The sequence below is a fragment of the Enterobacter pseudoroggenkampii genome (genome assembly GCF_026420145.1).
GTDB lineage: Bacteria > Pseudomonadota > Gammaproteobacteria > Enterobacterales > Enterobacteriaceae > Enterobacter > Enterobacter pseudoroggenkampii.
On the sequence record NZ_JAPMLV010000005.1, the window covers coordinates 1 to 17,472 of the forward strand.

At 57.3% G+C, this 17,472-nt stretch carries 11 protein-coding genes and 1 tRNA gene; 2 read left to right on the forward strand and 10 right to left on the reverse strand.

Annotated elements, in window-relative coordinates; all coding sequences use genetic code 11:
- Positions 1–5 precede the first annotated feature (5 nt).
- A tRNA-Met gene (locus OTG14_RS18320) sits at positions 6–82 on the forward strand.
- Positions 83–169: 87 nt separating this feature from the next.
- Here OTG14_RS18320 and amiC read toward each other — a convergent pair.
- Positions 170–1,423 carry an N-acetylmuramoyl-L-alanine amidase AmiC gene (gene amiC, locus OTG14_RS18325; protein WP_032648118.1) on the reverse strand — a complete coding sequence of 418 codons (1,254 nt, stop codon included), beginning with the start codon at positions 1,421–1,423 and terminating at the stop codon, positions 170–172.
- Positions 1,424–1,650: 227 nt separating this feature from the next.
- Here amiC and argA point away from each other — a divergent pair, with 227 nt between their 5' ends.
- Positions 1,651–2,982 (forward strand): amino-acid N-acetyltransferase, encoded by a 1,332-nt coding sequence (gene argA, locus OTG14_RS18330; protein WP_008499655.1) that lies wholly within the window; start codon positions 1,651–1,653, stop codon positions 2,980–2,982.
- A gap of 34 nt (positions 2,983–3,016) precedes the next feature.
- On the opposite strand, the gene recD is transcribed toward argA, so the two are convergent.
- The 9 genes from recD to thyA all read right to left on the reverse strand — a co-directional run bounded on the left by recD (position 3,017) and on the right by thyA (position 17,467).
- Positions 3,017–4,837 carry an exodeoxyribonuclease V subunit alpha gene (gene recD / locus OTG14_RS18335; RefSeq protein ID WP_267215564.1) on the reverse strand — a complete coding sequence of 607 codons (1,821 nt, stop codon included), beginning with the start codon at positions 4,835–4,837 and terminating at the stop codon, positions 3,017–3,019.
- Positions 4,834–8,376 carry an exodeoxyribonuclease V subunit beta gene (recB, locus tag OTG14_RS18340; RefSeq protein WP_267215565.1) on the reverse strand — a complete coding sequence of 1,181 codons (3,543 nt, stop codon included), beginning with the start codon at positions 8,374–8,376 and terminating at the stop codon, positions 4,834–4,836. Before recB ends, recD begins: the two co-directional genes overlap by 4 nt.
- The gene (gene ptrA, locus OTG14_RS18345; RefSeq protein ID WP_248272360.1) at positions 8,373–11,240 is read right to left on the reverse strand and encodes a pitrilysin; all 2,868 of its coding nucleotides are present in this window, start codon (positions 11,238–11,240) and stop codon (positions 8,373–8,375) included. The genes recB and ptrA overlap by 4 nt, the downstream gene beginning before the upstream one ends.
- 140 nt (positions 11,241–11,380) lie before the next feature.
- Positions 11,381–14,755 (reverse strand): exodeoxyribonuclease V subunit gamma, encoded by a 3,375-nt coding sequence (gene recC / locus OTG14_RS18350; RefSeq protein WP_267215566.1) that lies wholly within the window; start codon positions 14,753–14,755, stop codon positions 11,381–11,383.
- 12 nt (positions 14,756–14,767) lie between these two features.
- Positions 14,768–15,091 carry a prepilin-type N-terminal cleavage/methylation domain-containing protein gene (locus tag OTG14_RS18355; protein WP_248272362.1) on the reverse strand — a complete coding sequence of 108 codons (324 nt, stop codon included), beginning with the start codon at positions 15,089–15,091 and terminating at the stop codon, positions 14,768–14,770.
- A complete protein-coding gene (locus OTG14_RS18360; RefSeq protein ID WP_024909293.1) occupies positions 15,076–15,477 on the reverse strand; it encodes a DUF2509 family protein in 402 nt (133 codons plus the stop codon). Before OTG14_RS18360 ends, OTG14_RS18355 begins: the two co-directional genes overlap by 16 nt.
- Positions 15,474–16,034, reverse strand: a complete 561-nt coding sequence (locus OTG14_RS18365) for a prepilin peptidase-dependent protein (protein ID WP_248272363.1) — start codon at positions 16,032–16,034, stop codon at positions 15,474–15,476. Before OTG14_RS18365 ends, OTG14_RS18360 begins: the two co-directional genes overlap by 4 nt.
- Positions 16,028–16,489 (reverse strand): prepilin peptidase-dependent protein, encoded by a 462-nt coding sequence (locus tag OTG14_RS18370; RefSeq protein WP_248272364.1) that lies wholly within the window; start codon positions 16,487–16,489, stop codon positions 16,028–16,030. Before OTG14_RS18370 ends, OTG14_RS18365 begins: the two co-directional genes overlap by 7 nt.
- Positions 16,490–16,672: 183 nt before the next feature.
- Positions 16,673–17,467, reverse strand: coding sequence for a thymidylate synthase (gene thyA, locus OTG14_RS18375; protein WP_014885081.1), 795 nt, complete (start codon positions 17,465–17,467; stop codon positions 16,673–16,675).
- Positions 17,468–17,472: the final 5 nt, after the last annotated feature.

Below are 17,472 nucleotides of genomic sequence, written 5' to 3' on the forward strand. Positions count from 1 at the left end.
ACGGACGCGGGGTGGAGCAGCCTGGTAGCTCGTCGGGCTCATAACCCGAAGGTCGTCGGTTCAAATCCGGCCCCCGCAACCAACACTTCTAAAACAATAAACACCCTTAAGGGTGTTTTTTTGTATCTGTCGTTTGTGAATTTGCCGGGCGTGAACCCGGCCAAAAGATCTACCCGCGCCGCGCCAGCGTCGCCCCGTCAGAGAAATACGCACGAATCCCTGCCAGAATCGACTCCGCCACCTCCTGCTGGAATTTTGCCGTCTTGAGCTTACGCTCCTCTTCCACGTTACTGATAAACGCGGTTTCTACCAGAATGGACGGGATATCCGGCGCCTTGAGTACCGCAAACCCGGCCTGTTCAACGCTGTTTTTATGCAGCTTATTGATGTTGCCCAGCTTGCCCAGCACCGCTTTACCAAACTTCAGGCTGTCGTTAATGGTCAGCGACTGCACCATATCAAACATGGTGTGGTCGACGTAGCGATCGCCGCTTTTGCCCACGCCACCAATTAAGTCAGAGGCGTTCTGGGTATCCGCAAGGTATCTCGCGGCGGTACTGGTCGCGCCTTTGGTCGAGAGCGCAAACACCGACGAGCCGCTTGGCTGACGGCTGGTAAACGCATCCGCATGGATCGACACGAACAAATCGGCACGCTGCTTCTGCGCTTTCGCCACCCGGACCTTCAGCGGAATGAAGACATCCTCATTACGCGTCATATAGGCGCGCATATTGCCTTCTTTATCAATCAACGCTTTCAGGCGGCGCGCAATTTGCAGCACCACGTCTTTTTCACGCGTACGGTATTTCCCCACCGCGCCAGAGTCTTCGCCACCGTGGCCTGGATCGAGCATGATCACAATCGGACGATCGCGCCCTGCTTTCCCCGGCTGCGGACCGCTTTGCGCAGGGGGCACCTGACGCTCCAAATCGCCCTTGTTGTAATCCTCCAGCAGGGCAAGAAGCGGATCCTGAATATCCGTCGCATTGGCCGGGTAGAGATCCATCACCAGGCGCTCTTTGAAGGTCGCAACAGGCGCCAGGGCAAATAGCTGCGGCTTAACGTTCTGCTTCAGTTCAAACACCATGCGCACGGTTTGCGGATCAAATTGCCCGACGCGCGCCGATTTAATAAACGGATCGTCACCGCGGATCTGCGCCGCCATTCCTTTCAGCACGGAGTTGAGGTTAACGCCTTCGAGATCCACCACCACACGCTCCGGGTTGCTGAGGGCAAATTGCTTATATTTCAGCACGCGATTGGATTCGACCGTCACGCGCGTATAGGTCGACGATGGCCAGACGCGCACCGCCACGACCTGGCTGGTGGCGGCAAGACCGACCTGACTGACGCTAAGCAACCACATTGCCCCGGCCCCTTTTAACAAACGGCGGCGGCTTATTGCTGAATTGGATCCCGACATGCTTCTCCCGAGCAAGAACACTGACTGATATACAAAATGTCCAGATTGACCGAAAACTTTAACGAATGACGCATAAACTGTCATCTATAAAAGGGTAAACAATCATACGCTAACGCACGGATTACTTACCAATTTCTGTGGGTCGCGGAAAATTTGCGCTTGCACACGCGACCACAATCGAATAAAAATACAGAAATTACGAATAAACATTCATTAAGGGTTGTGCCATGGTGAAGGAACGTAGAACCGAACTGGTCCAGGGATTCCGCCATTCTGTTCCCTATATCAACGCCCATCGGGGAAAAACGTTTGTCATCATGCTTGGCGGCGAAGCCATTGAGCATGAAAATTTTTCCAGCATCGTCAATGACATTGGCCTGCTGCACAGCCTGGGGATCCGCCTGGTGGTGGTGTATGGCGCGCGTCCACAGATCGACGCCAACCTGGCCGCTCACCACCACGAGCCGATTTACCACAAACATACCCGCGTCACCGATGCCAAAACCCTTGAGCTGGTGAAACAGGCGGCGGGCCTGCTGCAGCTGGATATTACCGCTCGCCTGTCCATGAGCCTGAACAACACGCCGCTGCAGGGGGCGCATATCAACGTCGTGAGCGGCAACTTCATCATTGCCCAGCCGCTTGGCGTGGACGATGGCGTGGATTACTGTCACAGCGGCCGTATTCGTCGTATTGATGAAGAAGCCATTCATCGCCAGCTGGACAGCGGTGCCATCGTGCTGATGGGCCCGGTCGCTGTCTCTGTAACGGGCGAAAGCTTTAACCTGACGTCTGAAGAGATCGCCACGCAGTTGGCGATCAAGCTGAAGGCGGAAAAAATGATTGGGTTCTGCTCCTCCCAGGGCGTGGTGAACGATGAAGGAACAATCGTGCCGGAACTCTTCCCGAACGAAGCCCAGGCCCGCGTGGAGGCGCTGGAAGCCGAAGGCGATTACCACTCCGGCACCGTCCGCTTCCTGCGTGGCGCCGTGAAGGCCTGCCGCAGCGGCGTGCGCCGCAGCCACCTGATCAGCTATCAGGAAGACGGGGCATTGCTGCAGGAGCTGTTCTCCCGCGACGGTATTGGTACACAGATTGTGATGGAGAGTGCGGAGCAGATCCGCCGCGCCACCATCAACGATATCGGCGGCATTCTGGAACTGATCCGCCCGCTGGAACAGCAGGGTATTCTGGTGCGTCGCTCACGCGAACAGCTGGAGATGGAGATCGACAAATTCACCATTATTCAGCGCGATAACCTGACCATCGCCTGCGCCGCGCTCTATCCGTTCCCGGAAGAGAAGATCGGTGAAATGGCCTGCGTGGCAGTGCATCCTGATTACCGCAGCTCTTCTCGCGGTGAAATGCTGCTTGAGCGCGTGGCGGCACAGGCGCGCCAGATGGGGCTGAGCAAGCTGTTCGTCCTGACGACGCGCAGCATTCACTGGTTCCAGGAGCGCGGGTTTACGCCGGTGGATATCGATTCTCTGCCGGAGACGAAGAAAGAGATGTACAACTATCAGCGCCGCTCAAAAGTACTGATGGCTGACCTGGGATAATACGACGCCCTCACCGTCCGGCGAGGGCTTTCGTTCAGAGGGACTCAAATATCGCGCCCAGCCCGCTTCGACGTTCCGTACAGGTGGCAATCGCCTGCACCAGCACGCGTTCATCGGTATACAGCGACAGGCGCTGACGCGCGCGCGTTATGGCGGTATAGATCAGCTCGCGGGTAATGACGGGGGAAAGCTGCGTGGGCAGGATCAGCGCCGCGTGGTTAAATTCGGAGCCCTGGGATTTATGCACCGTCATCGCCCAGGCGGTTTCATGCTCGGGCAAACGGCTGGGCTGGAAAGACTTCACGCTCCCGTCCGGCATCTGGAACCAGACGCGCAGTCCCTGACCGCAGTCGAGCGCAATCCCGATATCCCCGTTAAACAATCCCAGCGCGCTGTCGTTACGGGAGATCATCACCGGTCGCCCTTCATACCAGCGCGAGTGCGGGGTACGGTTAATTTTGCGTTTTTGCGCCAGCAGCTGTTCCAGCCTGTCGTTAAGACCCCGGACACCAAAGGGGCCTTCCCTCAGCGCACAGAGCAACTGATATTCGCCAAACGCGGCAATGACCTGCTCCGGCGTACTTTGCTGTTGTACGTCCGTCAGAAAGCGCTGGTACCCCTGCAGGGCGTCGTCAAGCATCGCCTGATACTCTTCCGCGCTTTGCAGCGATTTTTTCTCAATATCCGTAAAGGTTCCGTCAAATACCGCCGTGGTGGCGCGCCGGTCGCCCCGGTTCACCGCTGCCGCAAGCTGGCCGATGCCGGAGTCGCTGCCGAAACGGTAGCTTTTTTGCAGCAGACACAGGCTGTCGCGCAGCGCCCCTGCTAGCGAATGGTTTTCAGAGGTGAGCGAGCATCCGGTGAGACGGGCTAACTCCTGAGCGCGTTCAGCTGTATATCCCAGGCTGGCATAGGTGCAGATATCACCCAGTACCGCCCCCGCCTCCACGGAGGCAAGCTGGTCACGATCGCCGAGGAAAATGACGCGCGCGTGCGGCGGTAGCGCATCGATCAAACGCGACATCATCGTCAGGTCAATCATTGAGGCTTCATCCACCACCAGCACGTCAAGGTGCAGCGGATTACCGGCATGATAGCGCAGACGCTGGCTACCCGGCTGTGCGCCAAGCAAACGGTGCAGCGTGCTGGCCTCATTGGGGAAAAGCGCAAGCTGCTCCCCGGTTAGCGGCAGCTTTTGCAGCGCGCCGCCTAACGATTCCGTCAGACGTGCCGCCGCTTTACCGGTGGGGGCCGCCAGGCGAATACGGCACTTTTGCTCACCCGATAACTGAATCAACGCGGCAAGCAGTTTTGCCACGGTGGTCGTTTTCCCGGTACCCGGGCCGCCAGAAATCACCGAGATCCGTCGCGTTAAGGCCACGGCAGCCGCCACTTTCTGCCAGTCTGTCTCGTCGTCAGAGGTGAACAGCGTATCCAGCGTTTGCCGCAGCTGCGTTTCATCGCAGGGAAGCGGGGCGTTGGTCTCGCTGAAAAAGCGCGCTACCGTCAGTTCGTTACGCCAGAGCCGATTAAGATACAAACGCTCGCCGACAAGGATCATCGGCGTCCCGGTATCGGCTCCGCTCACGGCAGGCGAGCCGAGTAGTATCTCCTGCCAGTCCACTGCGTCACCCAGCAGCGCGAAGCACGCCTGTAAAACCGGAGGCATCTTCTCATCCACCGCCAGACGCGACAGCGGCAGACACACGTGCCCCTCCCCCGCGTCTTTGCTCAGAATGGCGGCGGCAAGCATGACGGCAGGCTCCTCACCTGCCACCATCATGGCGAACTGCACATCCAGGTGGCGCAGTAATCGTTGTTCAACCGCGTCCAGCAGTAGCGCCTGCATCGTCATGCCACCTCCTCCGTGCCTGCAGCAAACAGGTTATCCATTTTTTCAATCAGTTCCGCAGCCGGACGCGTGCTAAAGACGCCGGAACGCGGGTCGTTAGCATCCACTCCGCGCAGGAACAGGTAAATTACGCCGCCAAAATGCGCTTCGTAGCGGTAATCAGCCATGCGATGGCGCAGGTAACGGTGCAGCGCCAGGGTATAAAGCTGGTACTGCAGATCGTAGCGATGCATCTGCATGGCCGCGGCCATCGCGTCTTGCGTGTAGGCTTCGCTGCTTTCACCCAGCCAGTTCGATTTGTAATCCAGCAGGTAGTAGCGCCCTTCGTGGCGGAAAACCAGGTCGATAAAACCTTTGAGCATCCCCTGCACCTGGCGGAAGTTCAGCGGCGGGCACCCGGCGGATAACGGATCGTACTCGCGGATCACCGCATCAAGCGCCTCTGCCCTGAGCGGGCTGGCGATGGGGAGATAAAACTCCATCTCCACCTGCTTATCTTTGGTAGTCAACTGGCTAAGCGAGATCCCCTGCGCGGTGAGCGGAGCATGCAGAACCGCGCGGATCCAGTCGGTGAGAACCGGCTGCCAATGCGCGTCGTAACCACCGCTCTGTAACATCTTCAGCACCCACTCTTCGGAAACCGGCTGGGTAAAATCCAGCTCTTCAAACAGGCTGTGCAAAAACGTGCCTGGAGAAGCGCCGCGCGGGAACTGGTGCGGCGTGAGCACCGGCTCAACGGGTACGCTACCGGCCCCCGCGGCATCCACGTCCAGTTTTGGCATCAGATCCTGAGCGATACTCTGCCCGTGCTGTTGTAAACCGGAGTAGCTGGTGACGCGCCAGTCGTCGGCTATCGTACGCACAACCTGGCGGGCATGGAGCGCTGAATCACGCAGCTCCGGCATCTGCCAGCGGCTGTTGTCGGGCAGCGAAGGAATATGCAGGGCAACATGCTCAGTGCAAAGGGATTCGATGCACTGGCGCAGGCCCGCCGCGTCTTTGGGTTCACCCTGCTGAATAAGCCGCCCCAGCGCGCTCAGATGAAAATCGCTCTCCCCGCTCTTTTCGCCCCGACGCCGGAACAGAGGCGCAACGCCCAGGCTGCAGTGCCAGACCGAACGGGTCAGCGCTACGTAGAGCAGGCGTAAATCTTCCGCCAGACGTTCGGCCTCTGCCAGCTCAACGCTGGACTCCGCGTTGCTGAGATCGAGCACCGCCTCAAACGATTCGCGATCGTGGTAAAAGGCCTGATCCTGCACGCGGTAATTGGCAATAAACGGCAGCCAGACCAGCGGATATTCCAGGCCTTTTGATTTGTGAATGGTGACGATCTGCACCAGATGTTTATCACTCTCGAGGCGCATCTGCTGGCTGGACGAATTGCTGTTCGGATCGGCAATCTGCTGCGCCAGCCAGCGCACCAGAGCGTGCTCGCTCTCCAGCTGCGTACCCGCTTCCTGCAACAGTTCGCTGATATGTAAAATATCGGTCAAACGGCGCTCGCCGCCTGCTGTCGCCAGCATATTCTCAGCAATGTGGCGCTGCGCCATGAGCTCGCGCACCATTGCCATTACCCCGCGCTTCTGCCATTTTTCGCGGTAGCGAACAAACTCTTCGACCACGGCATCCCATGCGGCTTCGTCATTGTTGAGCGCATCAATATCCCGCGCGTTCAGCCCGAGCATCGCGCTCGCCAGTGCGCTGCGCAGCGTGCTTTCCCGCTCCGGGGCCAGCACGGCCTGCAGCAGCCATAGCATCTCCTGCGCTTCCAGCGTTTCAAAGACGCTGTCGCGGTTTGAGAGGTAGACGGAGGGGATATTCAGTAACGTCAGGGCGTCGCGGATGAGCGCGGCCTCCTGACGGCTACGCACCAGTACCGTAATATCCGATGCCTTTACCGGAGTGGGTTTATCCCCCTTCCACAGCAGCGCGTCACCGCGCGCGCCCGCACTGAGCCAGTCACGGATTTGCGCGGCACAGTGCTGGGCCATGGCATTTTGATAGTCGGCAACGCCGCAGCCTTCCCCATCCAGCAGCCAGAAGTTCATGGCAGGCTGCGTCTCGCCGTTGAACTCGAAGCGCAACGAGGCATTTTTCTCGGCAAACTTTACCGGCTGAAACGGGATCTCCCGGAACATAAACGCCGTATCCATGCGGCTGAAGAGCCCGTTGACGCTTTCCACCATGCCGGGAGAGGAGCGCCAGTTGGTATCGAGCGTGTAGTGCGCGTCAACCTCGCTGCGGGCTTTCATGTAGGTGAAAATATCCGCACCGCGGAAGGCGTAGATAGCCTGTTTCGGATCGCCGATTAGCAGCAGCGCGGTGTCGGGCTGCTGGCGCCAGATACGGCGGAAAATGCGGTACTGCTGCGGGTCGGTATCCTGAAATTCGTCGATCATCGCCACCGGGAAACGGGTGCGGATCGCGGCGGCAAGCGCTTCACCGTTTTCACTGCACAGCGCCGCATCAAGGCGGCTCAGCATATCGTCGAAACCCAGTTCACCCCGGCGGCGTTTCTCACGCGCGACGGCTTCGCGAATTTCCGTCATGGCGCGGGTAATCATCAGATCGTTGAGCGTTAAGGGCTCCGCCAGCAGGGATTCAATCGCCACAAACAGGGGATGCTCAGGGACAATGCCGTCGGCTTTGGTCCGCTCAACCAGGAAACGTTGGGAGAATTTCTCCAGCGCGTCCGGGAGCTGGTAGCCTCGCGTCTCTTCCTGCGCCCATGCGCCGATCTTGTCGATCCATTTCCCCTGATTGCCACGGTTAAACTTGCGTCGGTCAATCCCGGAATTTTCGATGATTGCGTCAATCTCGCCAACGGACTCAAGCCATTTTTGCTTGATGTCGGCAATCTGCGCGATGATTTTTTCATGCCGTGAGGCCAGCGTTTCATCTGCCGGCGGCGGGGATTTGATGACTGGCGCTTCCCCCTGCAGATAACGATCGATAGCGCGCAGCAGCGCCTCCGGGCCCTTCCACAACGCGTGTACGGCTTCGGCGATATCGCGCGGTAACGGGTAGCAATGGCGACGCCAGAAATCCGCGCAGGCCTGATAGCGAAGCACGGATTCATCTTCAATAAGCTGCTGCTCAAACAGCATGCCGGATTCAAACGCATTCAGGCTCAGCATGCGCTGGCAAAAACCGTGAATGGTGAAGACGGACGCTTCATCCATCTGCCGTTCGGCGAGGAGCAGCCACTGTGCTGCCTGTTGCTTATCGGCAATCTCTTCCAGAAGACTCGCGTAGAGAGGGTTATTCGTGCTCTGACGCAGACAGGCGATGCGCAGCTCGTGGATATTGGTACGAATACGGCCCCGCAGCTCAGCGGTAGCAGCCTCGGTGAAGGTCACCACCAGCAGCTCTTCCACGCTCAAAGGGCGTGGAAAAGCGGCGTTGCCGCCAAGCCCCAGCAGCAGACGCAGATAAAGGGCGGCGATGGTGAAGGTTTTTCCCGTTCCCGCTGAGGCTTCAATCAATCGTTCACCCTGCAGAGGTAAACGTAAGGGATCAAGGGACTCAGCGGTACCGGTCATTCTTTCTTACTCCAGGGCATAGATTGCTGCAGCGCGCTGACGCTTTTCCAGACTTTCCAGCCTTTCGGGTTCACGTACTCCGTTTTCCCGTTCTGGCTACCGGAAACCTGGGACAGGATGGTGATACCCTGCGGCTTAATGACCGCCTGATGGAAGAAGTCGGCAACCTTCTGCGGCGTCAGCTGTTTTATCTCGGCCACTACTTTATCACGCGAATCAAAATTCAGATTACCGCGATCGAAATCTTTGCTCAGCTGCGAGGCTTCTTCACCCAGCGTCTGCGGCGGCTGCATTACCTGCGCGATGACGGCCTGCTGGATCTGAGCAAACTCTTCCGGCTTCATCGCGCGCAGCTTTGCTTCCACCTGCGGGAAGAAGGCCTGGTAACGCTGCCAGAGATACGCCGGCTGTTTGTCGCTGCTTTGCAGCAGGAAGCCCAGCCCCCACTGTCGGCCGACGTTCATGGAGAAGGCAAATACCGCGTAGCCAAGCTGCTCTTCTGTGCGTAACTGGTTATAGAACCACGGCTGAATAATTTGTCCCAGCACGGCGCTCTGCGCTGAGCTGGCGAATTCATCATACCCCGTTGGCACAAAGACCGCGGCCAGCGCAGAATCCGTGCTGTTACCCGTCTTTTCAAAAATCACATTCTGCTTTTTCTCAACCAGCACGTCCTGGTTGCGGCACCACTCGTCGCCTTTCGAACCGAGCTGAGTGCGCACATTCTCCGCCAGGGTTTTGGCCTGATCCTCACTCATGTTGCCGACGATCAGGAACTCCGGGCGCGTGTTGGTTTTCAGCGCGTCACGGTACGCCAGCACGTCTTTTAAGGAGATCGAAGGCAGCAGCGCGCGGCGGTCTTCTCGCTGGAAATAAGGAACCTGCGACAGCATTTGCGCCGGCATAAGCGCCAGATCGTAAGCTTTGCCCTTCTCCGCAGAATCCATCATCTGGGCGTACCACGATTTGGCCTGCTCAAGCTGCTCTTCCGTCGGCGTGTAGCTGAAATACCCTTCCAGCAGTGCCTGGAACAGCTGAGGCAAACGCTGGGTATAGCCGTTTGCATTGAGCATCAAACCGTTGTTGGCGTTGGTGGAGAAGCTGATGCCGCCCACGGCCGCCTGGTTGCTGAGCTGATCGAGCGCAATCCCGGCGAGATAATCATTGAGCGCGAACATCACCTGATTTTTGGCGCTGTTCATCGCTTTTGGATTACGCAGCACCACGCTGACATCGGCCTTTGGCTCGCTGGCGAAATAGCGGCTTGGGGTATACACGACGCGCAGCGTTGGCTCATCAATGATCAGCGCCGGGTGCGGGTAATCTTTAGTCGTTTTGGTCAGCGAGAAGTCATCCGGAATATAGGGGTTCAGCTCCGGCAGCTTCAACGCAATCTCCCCGGCCTTTTTCTGCCAGTCGGCGAAGGTCTGTGCGCTGATTTTATCTACCTGATAAGGGGCATCGACAAAGTACGCCGTCTTGTTATGCGGTTCGTTCGGGCTGATGAACCAGATGCGGGCATTCTCCGGCGTCATCATCGCCAGGCGGGATTTTACCGCCCCGGCGTCATACCGGTCGGCAATATTTACCGCATCGAGGGTATGTTCCACCGGCACGCGGATCATGGTATCCGCCAGCCACTCAACGTAATCCATGTCGCGGGTGATGGACGGGTAACGGAAATCGAGATCCAGCACGTGGGCAAGTTCATCAAAATAGCGCTTATCGACGCCTTTCTCGCGCAGTAAAGCGAGGTAGCTGAAGATAGCCGCCACGACTTCATCACGGTTGGCCTGTCCTTTGTCGGTCAGGGTGGCGGAGATCGCCAGCACGCCGCTATTGCCGTTCACAACCGGATCGGAGTCGGCGCGAATACCTTCCACCAGCCCCTGTTTTTGCAGCCAGTCAGAAAGCGTACCCGGGCTACGGTTACCTATCAGGTAGGTCACCAGCTCATCGGTTTTACTGCGAAACTGCGCGGTGTTGTTATCGATGCGGAATTCCACGCGCAGCACTTTGCGCGGCAGCGCCGGCACGTAGTGGATAACGATGCCTTTTTGCGCGTCCGTAACCACCGGGACGTTTATTTGCGGCAGGTCGATATTTTTATTCGGCACCCGGCCAAACGTTTTAGCCGCCATGTCTGCCAGCTCCGGCAACGGTTTATTGCTGTAGATGACCGCTTTCATCAGGTTGGCGGAGTAGTATTTATCGCGAAACGCGTGCAGGGCATCCAGCACCGGGCTGTTCGGTTTGTCGCTTAACGTCTCAAGGTTACCGCCGGAGAAACGCGAACCCGGGTGTGCAGGGTTGATGGTTTCGGCACTGACCTGGGCCATGCGCATACCGTCTCGCGTGCGGGCCATGGTCAGCTCGGCATTCACCGCATTGCGTTCACGATCGGCATATTTTTTATCCAGCAACGGGGCGGCGATGGAATCAGCAAGGCGATCGACCGCCCCTTCCAGCGCATCATTTTCGACTTCAAGATAAAAGGCCGTGCGGTACGGTGCCGTGCTGGCATTGTGGCTGCCGCCATGCATTTTCAAAAATTCGGACAGGCTATCTGGCTGCGGGTATTTTTTTGACCCCATCAGCGTCATATGTTCCAGATAGTGCGCAAGACCAGGATGAGCGTCAGGATCTTCCAGCGATCCAACCGGCACCACTAATGCCGAAAGGGATTTCACCGCCTGCGGATCGGAAACCAGCAGTACGGTCATGCCGTTATCAAGACGAATAGCCTGATATTGACGGGTATCTTTTTCGCTTTTACGAATAGTTTCCTGAACGGGTTGCCAACCGGAGTCTGCCTGAGTGACGGGTACCCAGAGGGCGAAAAACAAAACAAACGCTTTAAACAAGGTGCTACCTCTTTATCACGGCTACATCATTAACACATTGCGTGCTGGACACGCCAACATCTCTTTATTGGGTACATCAGTCCGTGATAAGAAGTGCATCATAAATGAACACCCCATGCTGCGCAATTTTTATACAGCGCTCAGGACTGATTAAATTTAAACAACGGCAGCAGGTAGCGCTGCGCCTCTTCCGTGATAGCCTCGAAGTACTCTGGCTCAAGGGTTCGCCATAAGCGCTGATACCAGACATCTTCACCTTCGCCACGCACCATCATGTTGCCTTCATAGGCCTGCATAAATTTACTGCGTGCTTTCTGCAGCGAAGCCTCATCCGTTAACATCGCATCATTCTGCGCGTCATAACAGGCTTTTATCCACGCCCCGCCACTTTCCGGCAGTAACAGGAGCGGTTTGTTCATTCCCTGACGGTAGCCCTCAATGTACAAAGAGAGATAACCTAACGCCTGCTCGGCTTCCATCGGCGGGAAGCGCCATTCGCCCTCTTTGCGCACGAAAATCCGGCTTTCGCCTTTATGCCCACCCGCACTGTAGACAAGATGTTCCAGCCAGAGTTGCAATCCCTGCGAAACGCTCAGCATGGAGGGCCGCCAGCGCAGCAGCCCGTCCGGCTGAACCTGGGTTAACCAGCCCGTGAGCTGTACCCCGTTGCAGTTGAGATCGATTTCAATACTTTTCCCCGGCTGTCGGCACGCTCTCACGCGCTCCGCCAGAGCGGTCATCTCCTGGCACTGCGCCTCCCAGACAATTTCCCCGAACGCGCCGTAGGGCAGCTGACCCGCAGCGCGGTAGCGACGGTAAAGCTTGTCCGCATCTTCCTCTTCAACCAGCGCATTCAGCAGCTGCAGGTTTAACTGGTAGCGTTCCAGACCTTCCAGCGTAAACGGCTCTGCCTCAGGAATTTCGCTCTCTTCAGAGCGGAAGTTGACCTGCAGTCGTTGCTGAAAGAAGGCGCGCACCGGATGCGCCCAAAACCGCTGAAGCTGTTCGAAGGTCAGAGTGTCGATTGGGCGCGGATCAAGTTCCTGAATGAAATCGGTATGCGCACTTCCCTCTTTTTTCGCCGCCGGTAGCCACTCCTGTGCATAGCTCTGGCGCTCGCTGGCAATATAGTTCACCGGATCAAACGGCATGCGGCTGTGGAAACAGGTGATATGGGCTTTCACCCTCTGCTCGCTTTCATCGCAGTTGCGCGCTTCATCTCCCGGCAGGTAGTGGCTCTGGCCGATATAGTCCACCAGCTCCTGCACCAGTACAGAAGGGAAACGCTCGCTGTTGTCCTGAATGGAACGACCGATATAGCTGATATAGAGCTTACTCTGAGCGGAAATGAGCGCTTCAAGGAAGAGGTAGCGGTCATCATCACGGCGGCTACGATCGCCCCGTTTTGGGTTTGCGCTCATCAGGTCGAACCCCAGCGGCGGCAGCGCGCGCGGATACACACCGTCGTTCATGCCAAGCAGGCAGACCACCCTGAACGGGATAGAGCGCATGGGCATCAGGGTGCAGATATTGACAGGCCCCGCCAGGAAACGCTGGCTGATTCGCTCCTGGTCAAGCCGCTGCGTCAGCTCATCCCGCAACAGCGACAGCGGGATGGCCTCCTGATAGTGGGAATTCACGCCTTCGTCGATGATTGCCTGCCACTGGGTTTCAATGAGCGCCATGGCCGCTTCGGTGTCATTGTCCGGCAGGAAGAAATCATTAAGCAACGCCCTGCAAACCGGGAGCCATTCTTCAAGTGGACGCGGCTGCAACAGCGCATATCGCCAGCGGTTAAGCTGCATTAATAGCGACGCTAAATGCCCCACCAGTTCAGCAATTAACCCGCTGGACTCATCGTAAGGCAGCACCTCATTCCACTCGCCCTGGCTGCTCTCCATGGCGTAGCCCAGCAGCATACGCGTCAGGCCAAATCGCCAGGTGTGCTGCCCGGTTGGGGGAAGCTCGAACTCCTGAACGTTATCGTCATCGATCCCCCAGCGAACGCCAGACTCATTCACCCACTGACGAAGGTAGCGCAGGCCCTCTTCATTGATGTTGAAGCGTGCAGCCAGCACGGGAACATCCAGCAATGCCAGGACATCTTCGGAGATAAACCGGCTATCCGGCAGTGACAGAAGAGTGATAAACGCCTGCAATACCGGATGCGACTGACGGGCACGACGGTCAGAGATCGCGTAAGGCAGGTATCGCTCGCCCGTCGCGCTGCCAAAGACGGCCTGAATAAAGGGACTGTAGCTGTCGATATCCGCCACCATCACCACGATATCGCGTGGCGTCAGATCGGGGTTCTCCTGCAGCATCGCCAGCAACTGGTCGTGAAGCACTTCGACCTCACGCTGCGGGCTGTGGCAAACGTGGATCGTGACGCTGCGATCGTCAGGATCCAGTTTTCGCTTATTATCGCTGCGTTCGAACTCGTTCGCCGTCACGCCCATGACGGCACGGTTTTCCAGATCCAGAATATCTAACTGAATATTATGCAGCAGGCTGTCCGGGGCGATCTCAACAAAGGCATCCACGTCACCTTCCCCTGAGGACGTGATGTCTGAAAGCATATGAATGTAGTCACGCCCCAGCTTTCCCCATGAGGCAAGCAGCGGATTGGGCAGGTTCTGGATACCGTCTTCATCGAAAAGCTGCCCGGCAGTGGAGCCATCTTTAAACAGCGGGACGGCACGTTCTTCAAAAAGGCGCTTTCTTTGGCGGCTCACCAGCCGGGCAAGCCAGCGTTCGTCGAGGATATCCCCCCAGTATTGTCGGCATGGGTTGGTAAACAAAATATGAATATCAATATGTTTACCCAGCGCATTCAACGCCTTTAGATAGACAGGGGGTAATGCGGATATTCCGCAGATAAAAACGCGTGACGGCAGTCGGGCCGGGCGCTCCGACGCATTTTCAAGTATCGAGATAAACCGCTCGTAGAGATTGGCACGGTGCCACTTAGGCTGGCCCAGTTTCTCCGTATGCTCTACCAGCGCTTTCCACAGCGGGGCCTGCCATATTTGCGCCTCCGGCAGGCCTTCAACCAACTCGCCCGCTTCCCAACGAATTAACCAGTCAGAACGGTAAACAAGGTATTGGTCATAAAGATCGGCGGTGCGCGATGCCAGCTGGAAAAGCTTCCGCTTGTCGGTATCGTCATTGAGGTAGTGGCGCAGCATGGTGAATTCATCACGCTGCAGCATGTCCGGCAGCAGCGCCATCAGCTTCCAGCTCATGGCCTGTTTGTTGAAGGCGCTCTGCTCCGGGATATCCGGCAACACGCGGACAAACATCTCCCAGATAAAGCTCGCGGGCAGCGGGAAATCAATATTCGCGGCTATGCCAAATTTACGGGAAAGCGACATTTGCAGCCACTGTGCCATACCGGTGCTCTGCACCAGCACCATTTCAGGCTCAAAAGGATCGTCAAGCCGCTCGCGCTCAACGATAAACTCCATCAGTGCTTCCAGCACATCCAGACGATTTGAGTGGTAGACCCTTAACATAGACGCTCCCGACTACTGGCTAACCGGGCAATGCAGACGCGTTATCTCACCGCGCCGCCCCAGAGGAGAAATTAGTGTAACCGTGATGCTGACACATCCTGCGAGCGTTGTCTGCCCCCGACTGGCCTGCCAGCCTGCGGGGAGAACTTTTGTTGAGAGCTGAGACTGATTCCAGGCATGGTGCCAGAGCTGGCGATACTGGTTAAACACGCTAAACCGCGCCGCCAGCGCCCGGTGATAACCCGACAGAGCCGTCACGACGATCACCAGCAGCATCATCGCCAGCAGGACCTCCACCATGCTAAACCCTTTTTCTCGGCTCACGGCAGCTGACATAACGCGCTCTCCTTTAGTGGACAAAAATCACTCCAGCCGTGAGGCGAAAAGCGAATTTTCCCGTCGACAATCTCTCCTGCGCGCCAGAGCAGCAGGTCACTGTCTCCGGCAATCAGCAGCACACGCGCCTCACTCAGCTGGCGCAAACAGACTCGCCACGCCGATGTCTTTTTGCACTGAACCTGCAGCTCTGATGACCAGCCCTGAACCCGTCCCCACTCAAGCGCGGACTGTACCTTCGCCTGCTGCTGAAGCGAGCGGCTCTCGCCGCCAACGAGCGCGCTAAATGTTGTCAGCTGCTGATTGAGACCCGACAGGATCAGGGTACCGAGCACCAGTAAAAGCAGAACCAGGGCCAGTGAAGACATTCCGCGTTGACGATTCACAGGTTGTACCCCGTGACCGTATACGAAGCCTCCCAGGGCTCTCCCTGCCCGCCTTTACGCATCGCGGCCAGTTCGATATTTACCTCTGGCGCAAAACCGGCATGTTCAACTTTGCTCACCACAAAGCGCGTGATTACCAGCCTGTCCGGGTCCGTGAGCTTTTCCCACCCTTTTCCTTCACACGACGTCGCCCCACGCTGGGTTTCCAGCGCGCCGGATTCCAGACGAAAACCGGTGCTGTCATTTTCTGATGCGCTGCTATCCCAGTTGCCGTTACTGTTGGCATCCCACCGTACAATGACGCAGCCTCCAAGCCTCGCGGTCACCAGCGCCTGTCCCTGACAGTTTCCCGCGCAGTACCCCGCACGCTGAAGCCGTTTGCCCAGGGCAAACAGGTGTTGCCAGACCTCTTCCTCCAGCTCTCTCTGGCCGGATTGCAGTAAGACTGCCCGCTGCAAGCCGGGTAAAAAACGCGACGCGCTTATCAGCAAAAGGCTGCTCATCGCCGTGGCAATCAGCACTTCAGTCAGTGAGAAACCGCGCTGCCTCATCAACATGAACCTCCCTCAGAGACCTGACACATCCTGATGCGTCCTCCATTTGAGACAATAATCAGCCATGCTCCGGCACGGCTTTGAACGCGTATCCGCCCTGCCCACGCTGTATCCCTTAATCCATAAAACCCCAGCGACGGCGTGACCTCACTGACCTCGACCTCAGGCCAGGGCGGAATCAGCACAAAGGGACTTTCCTTCTTACAGCCCTGCACGGCAGAGCTCACCAGACAGTCCCCGCCTCCCACCCGCTGAAGGGTAATAAGATGGTCGCTGTTGTGCCGGTTGGCATGGTTGCGCAGAAACAGCAGGTAATCTCGCACCTGACTGGCGGTATGCCACAGCCGCTGCTGTCGTTGCCAGCTGTCCCAGCCGTACAGACCTGAGGCGCTGAGGATAACGACAAGCGAAACGGCGACAAGCGTTTCGATAAACGTAAAACCGTTCTCTTTTTTCATACCGGGAGTGTGGCGAAGCGCCGTGAAGATGACGAGCGACGGATCCTCGTTTTACGAGGTGTTGTCCGGAGAATTGGGAGAGTTGCAGCGCGTTGCACGCTTTCTGGATAGCGCCTCGGGAAACGGAATAAAGGCGAAAAAAACCGGCGCTAAATAGCACCGGTTGTGTCACGCTTTATCGCATCAGATAGCGACGGGCGCTTTGATGCCCGGATGTGGGTCGTAGCCCTCAATCTCGAAATCATCAAAGCGGTAGTCGAAGATTGATGCCGGTTTGCGTTTGATAATCAGCTTCGGCAGCGCACGCGGTTCGCGGGTCAGCTGGAGATGCGTCTGTTCCATATGGTTGCTGTAAAGATGGGTATCCCCACCGGTCCAGACAAAATCACCCACTTCCAGGTCGCACTGCTGCGCCATCATGTGAACTAACAGCGCATAGCTGGCAATGTTAAACGGCAGGCCGAGGAACACGTCACAGGAGCGCTGGTAGAGCTGGCAGGAAAGCTTTCCATCCGCCACATAGAACTGGAAGAACGCGTGGCACGGTGCCAGCGCCATTTTATCCAGCTCGCCGACGTTCCAGGCGGAAACAATGATTCGGCGCGAGTCCGGATCGTTTTTCAGCTGGTTCATCACGGTGGTGATCTGGTCAATATGGCGGCCATCAGGCGTTGGCCATGCGCGCCACTGCTTACCGTAAACCGGGCCCAGGTTGCCGTTTTCATCTGCCCACTCGTCCCAGATTGAGACGTTATTTTCGTGCAGATACGCAACGTTGGTATCACCTTGCAGGAACCAGAGCAGTTCATGAATGATCGAGCGCAGGTGGCAGCGCTTTGTCGTCACCAGCGGGAAGCCTTCTTGCAGATTGAAGCGCATCTGGTGGCCAAAAATGGAGAGCGTACCGGTACCGGTGCGGTCGTTTTTCGGCGTGCCCTCATCGAGCACTTTTTTCATCAATTCAAGATACTGTTTCATGGTTC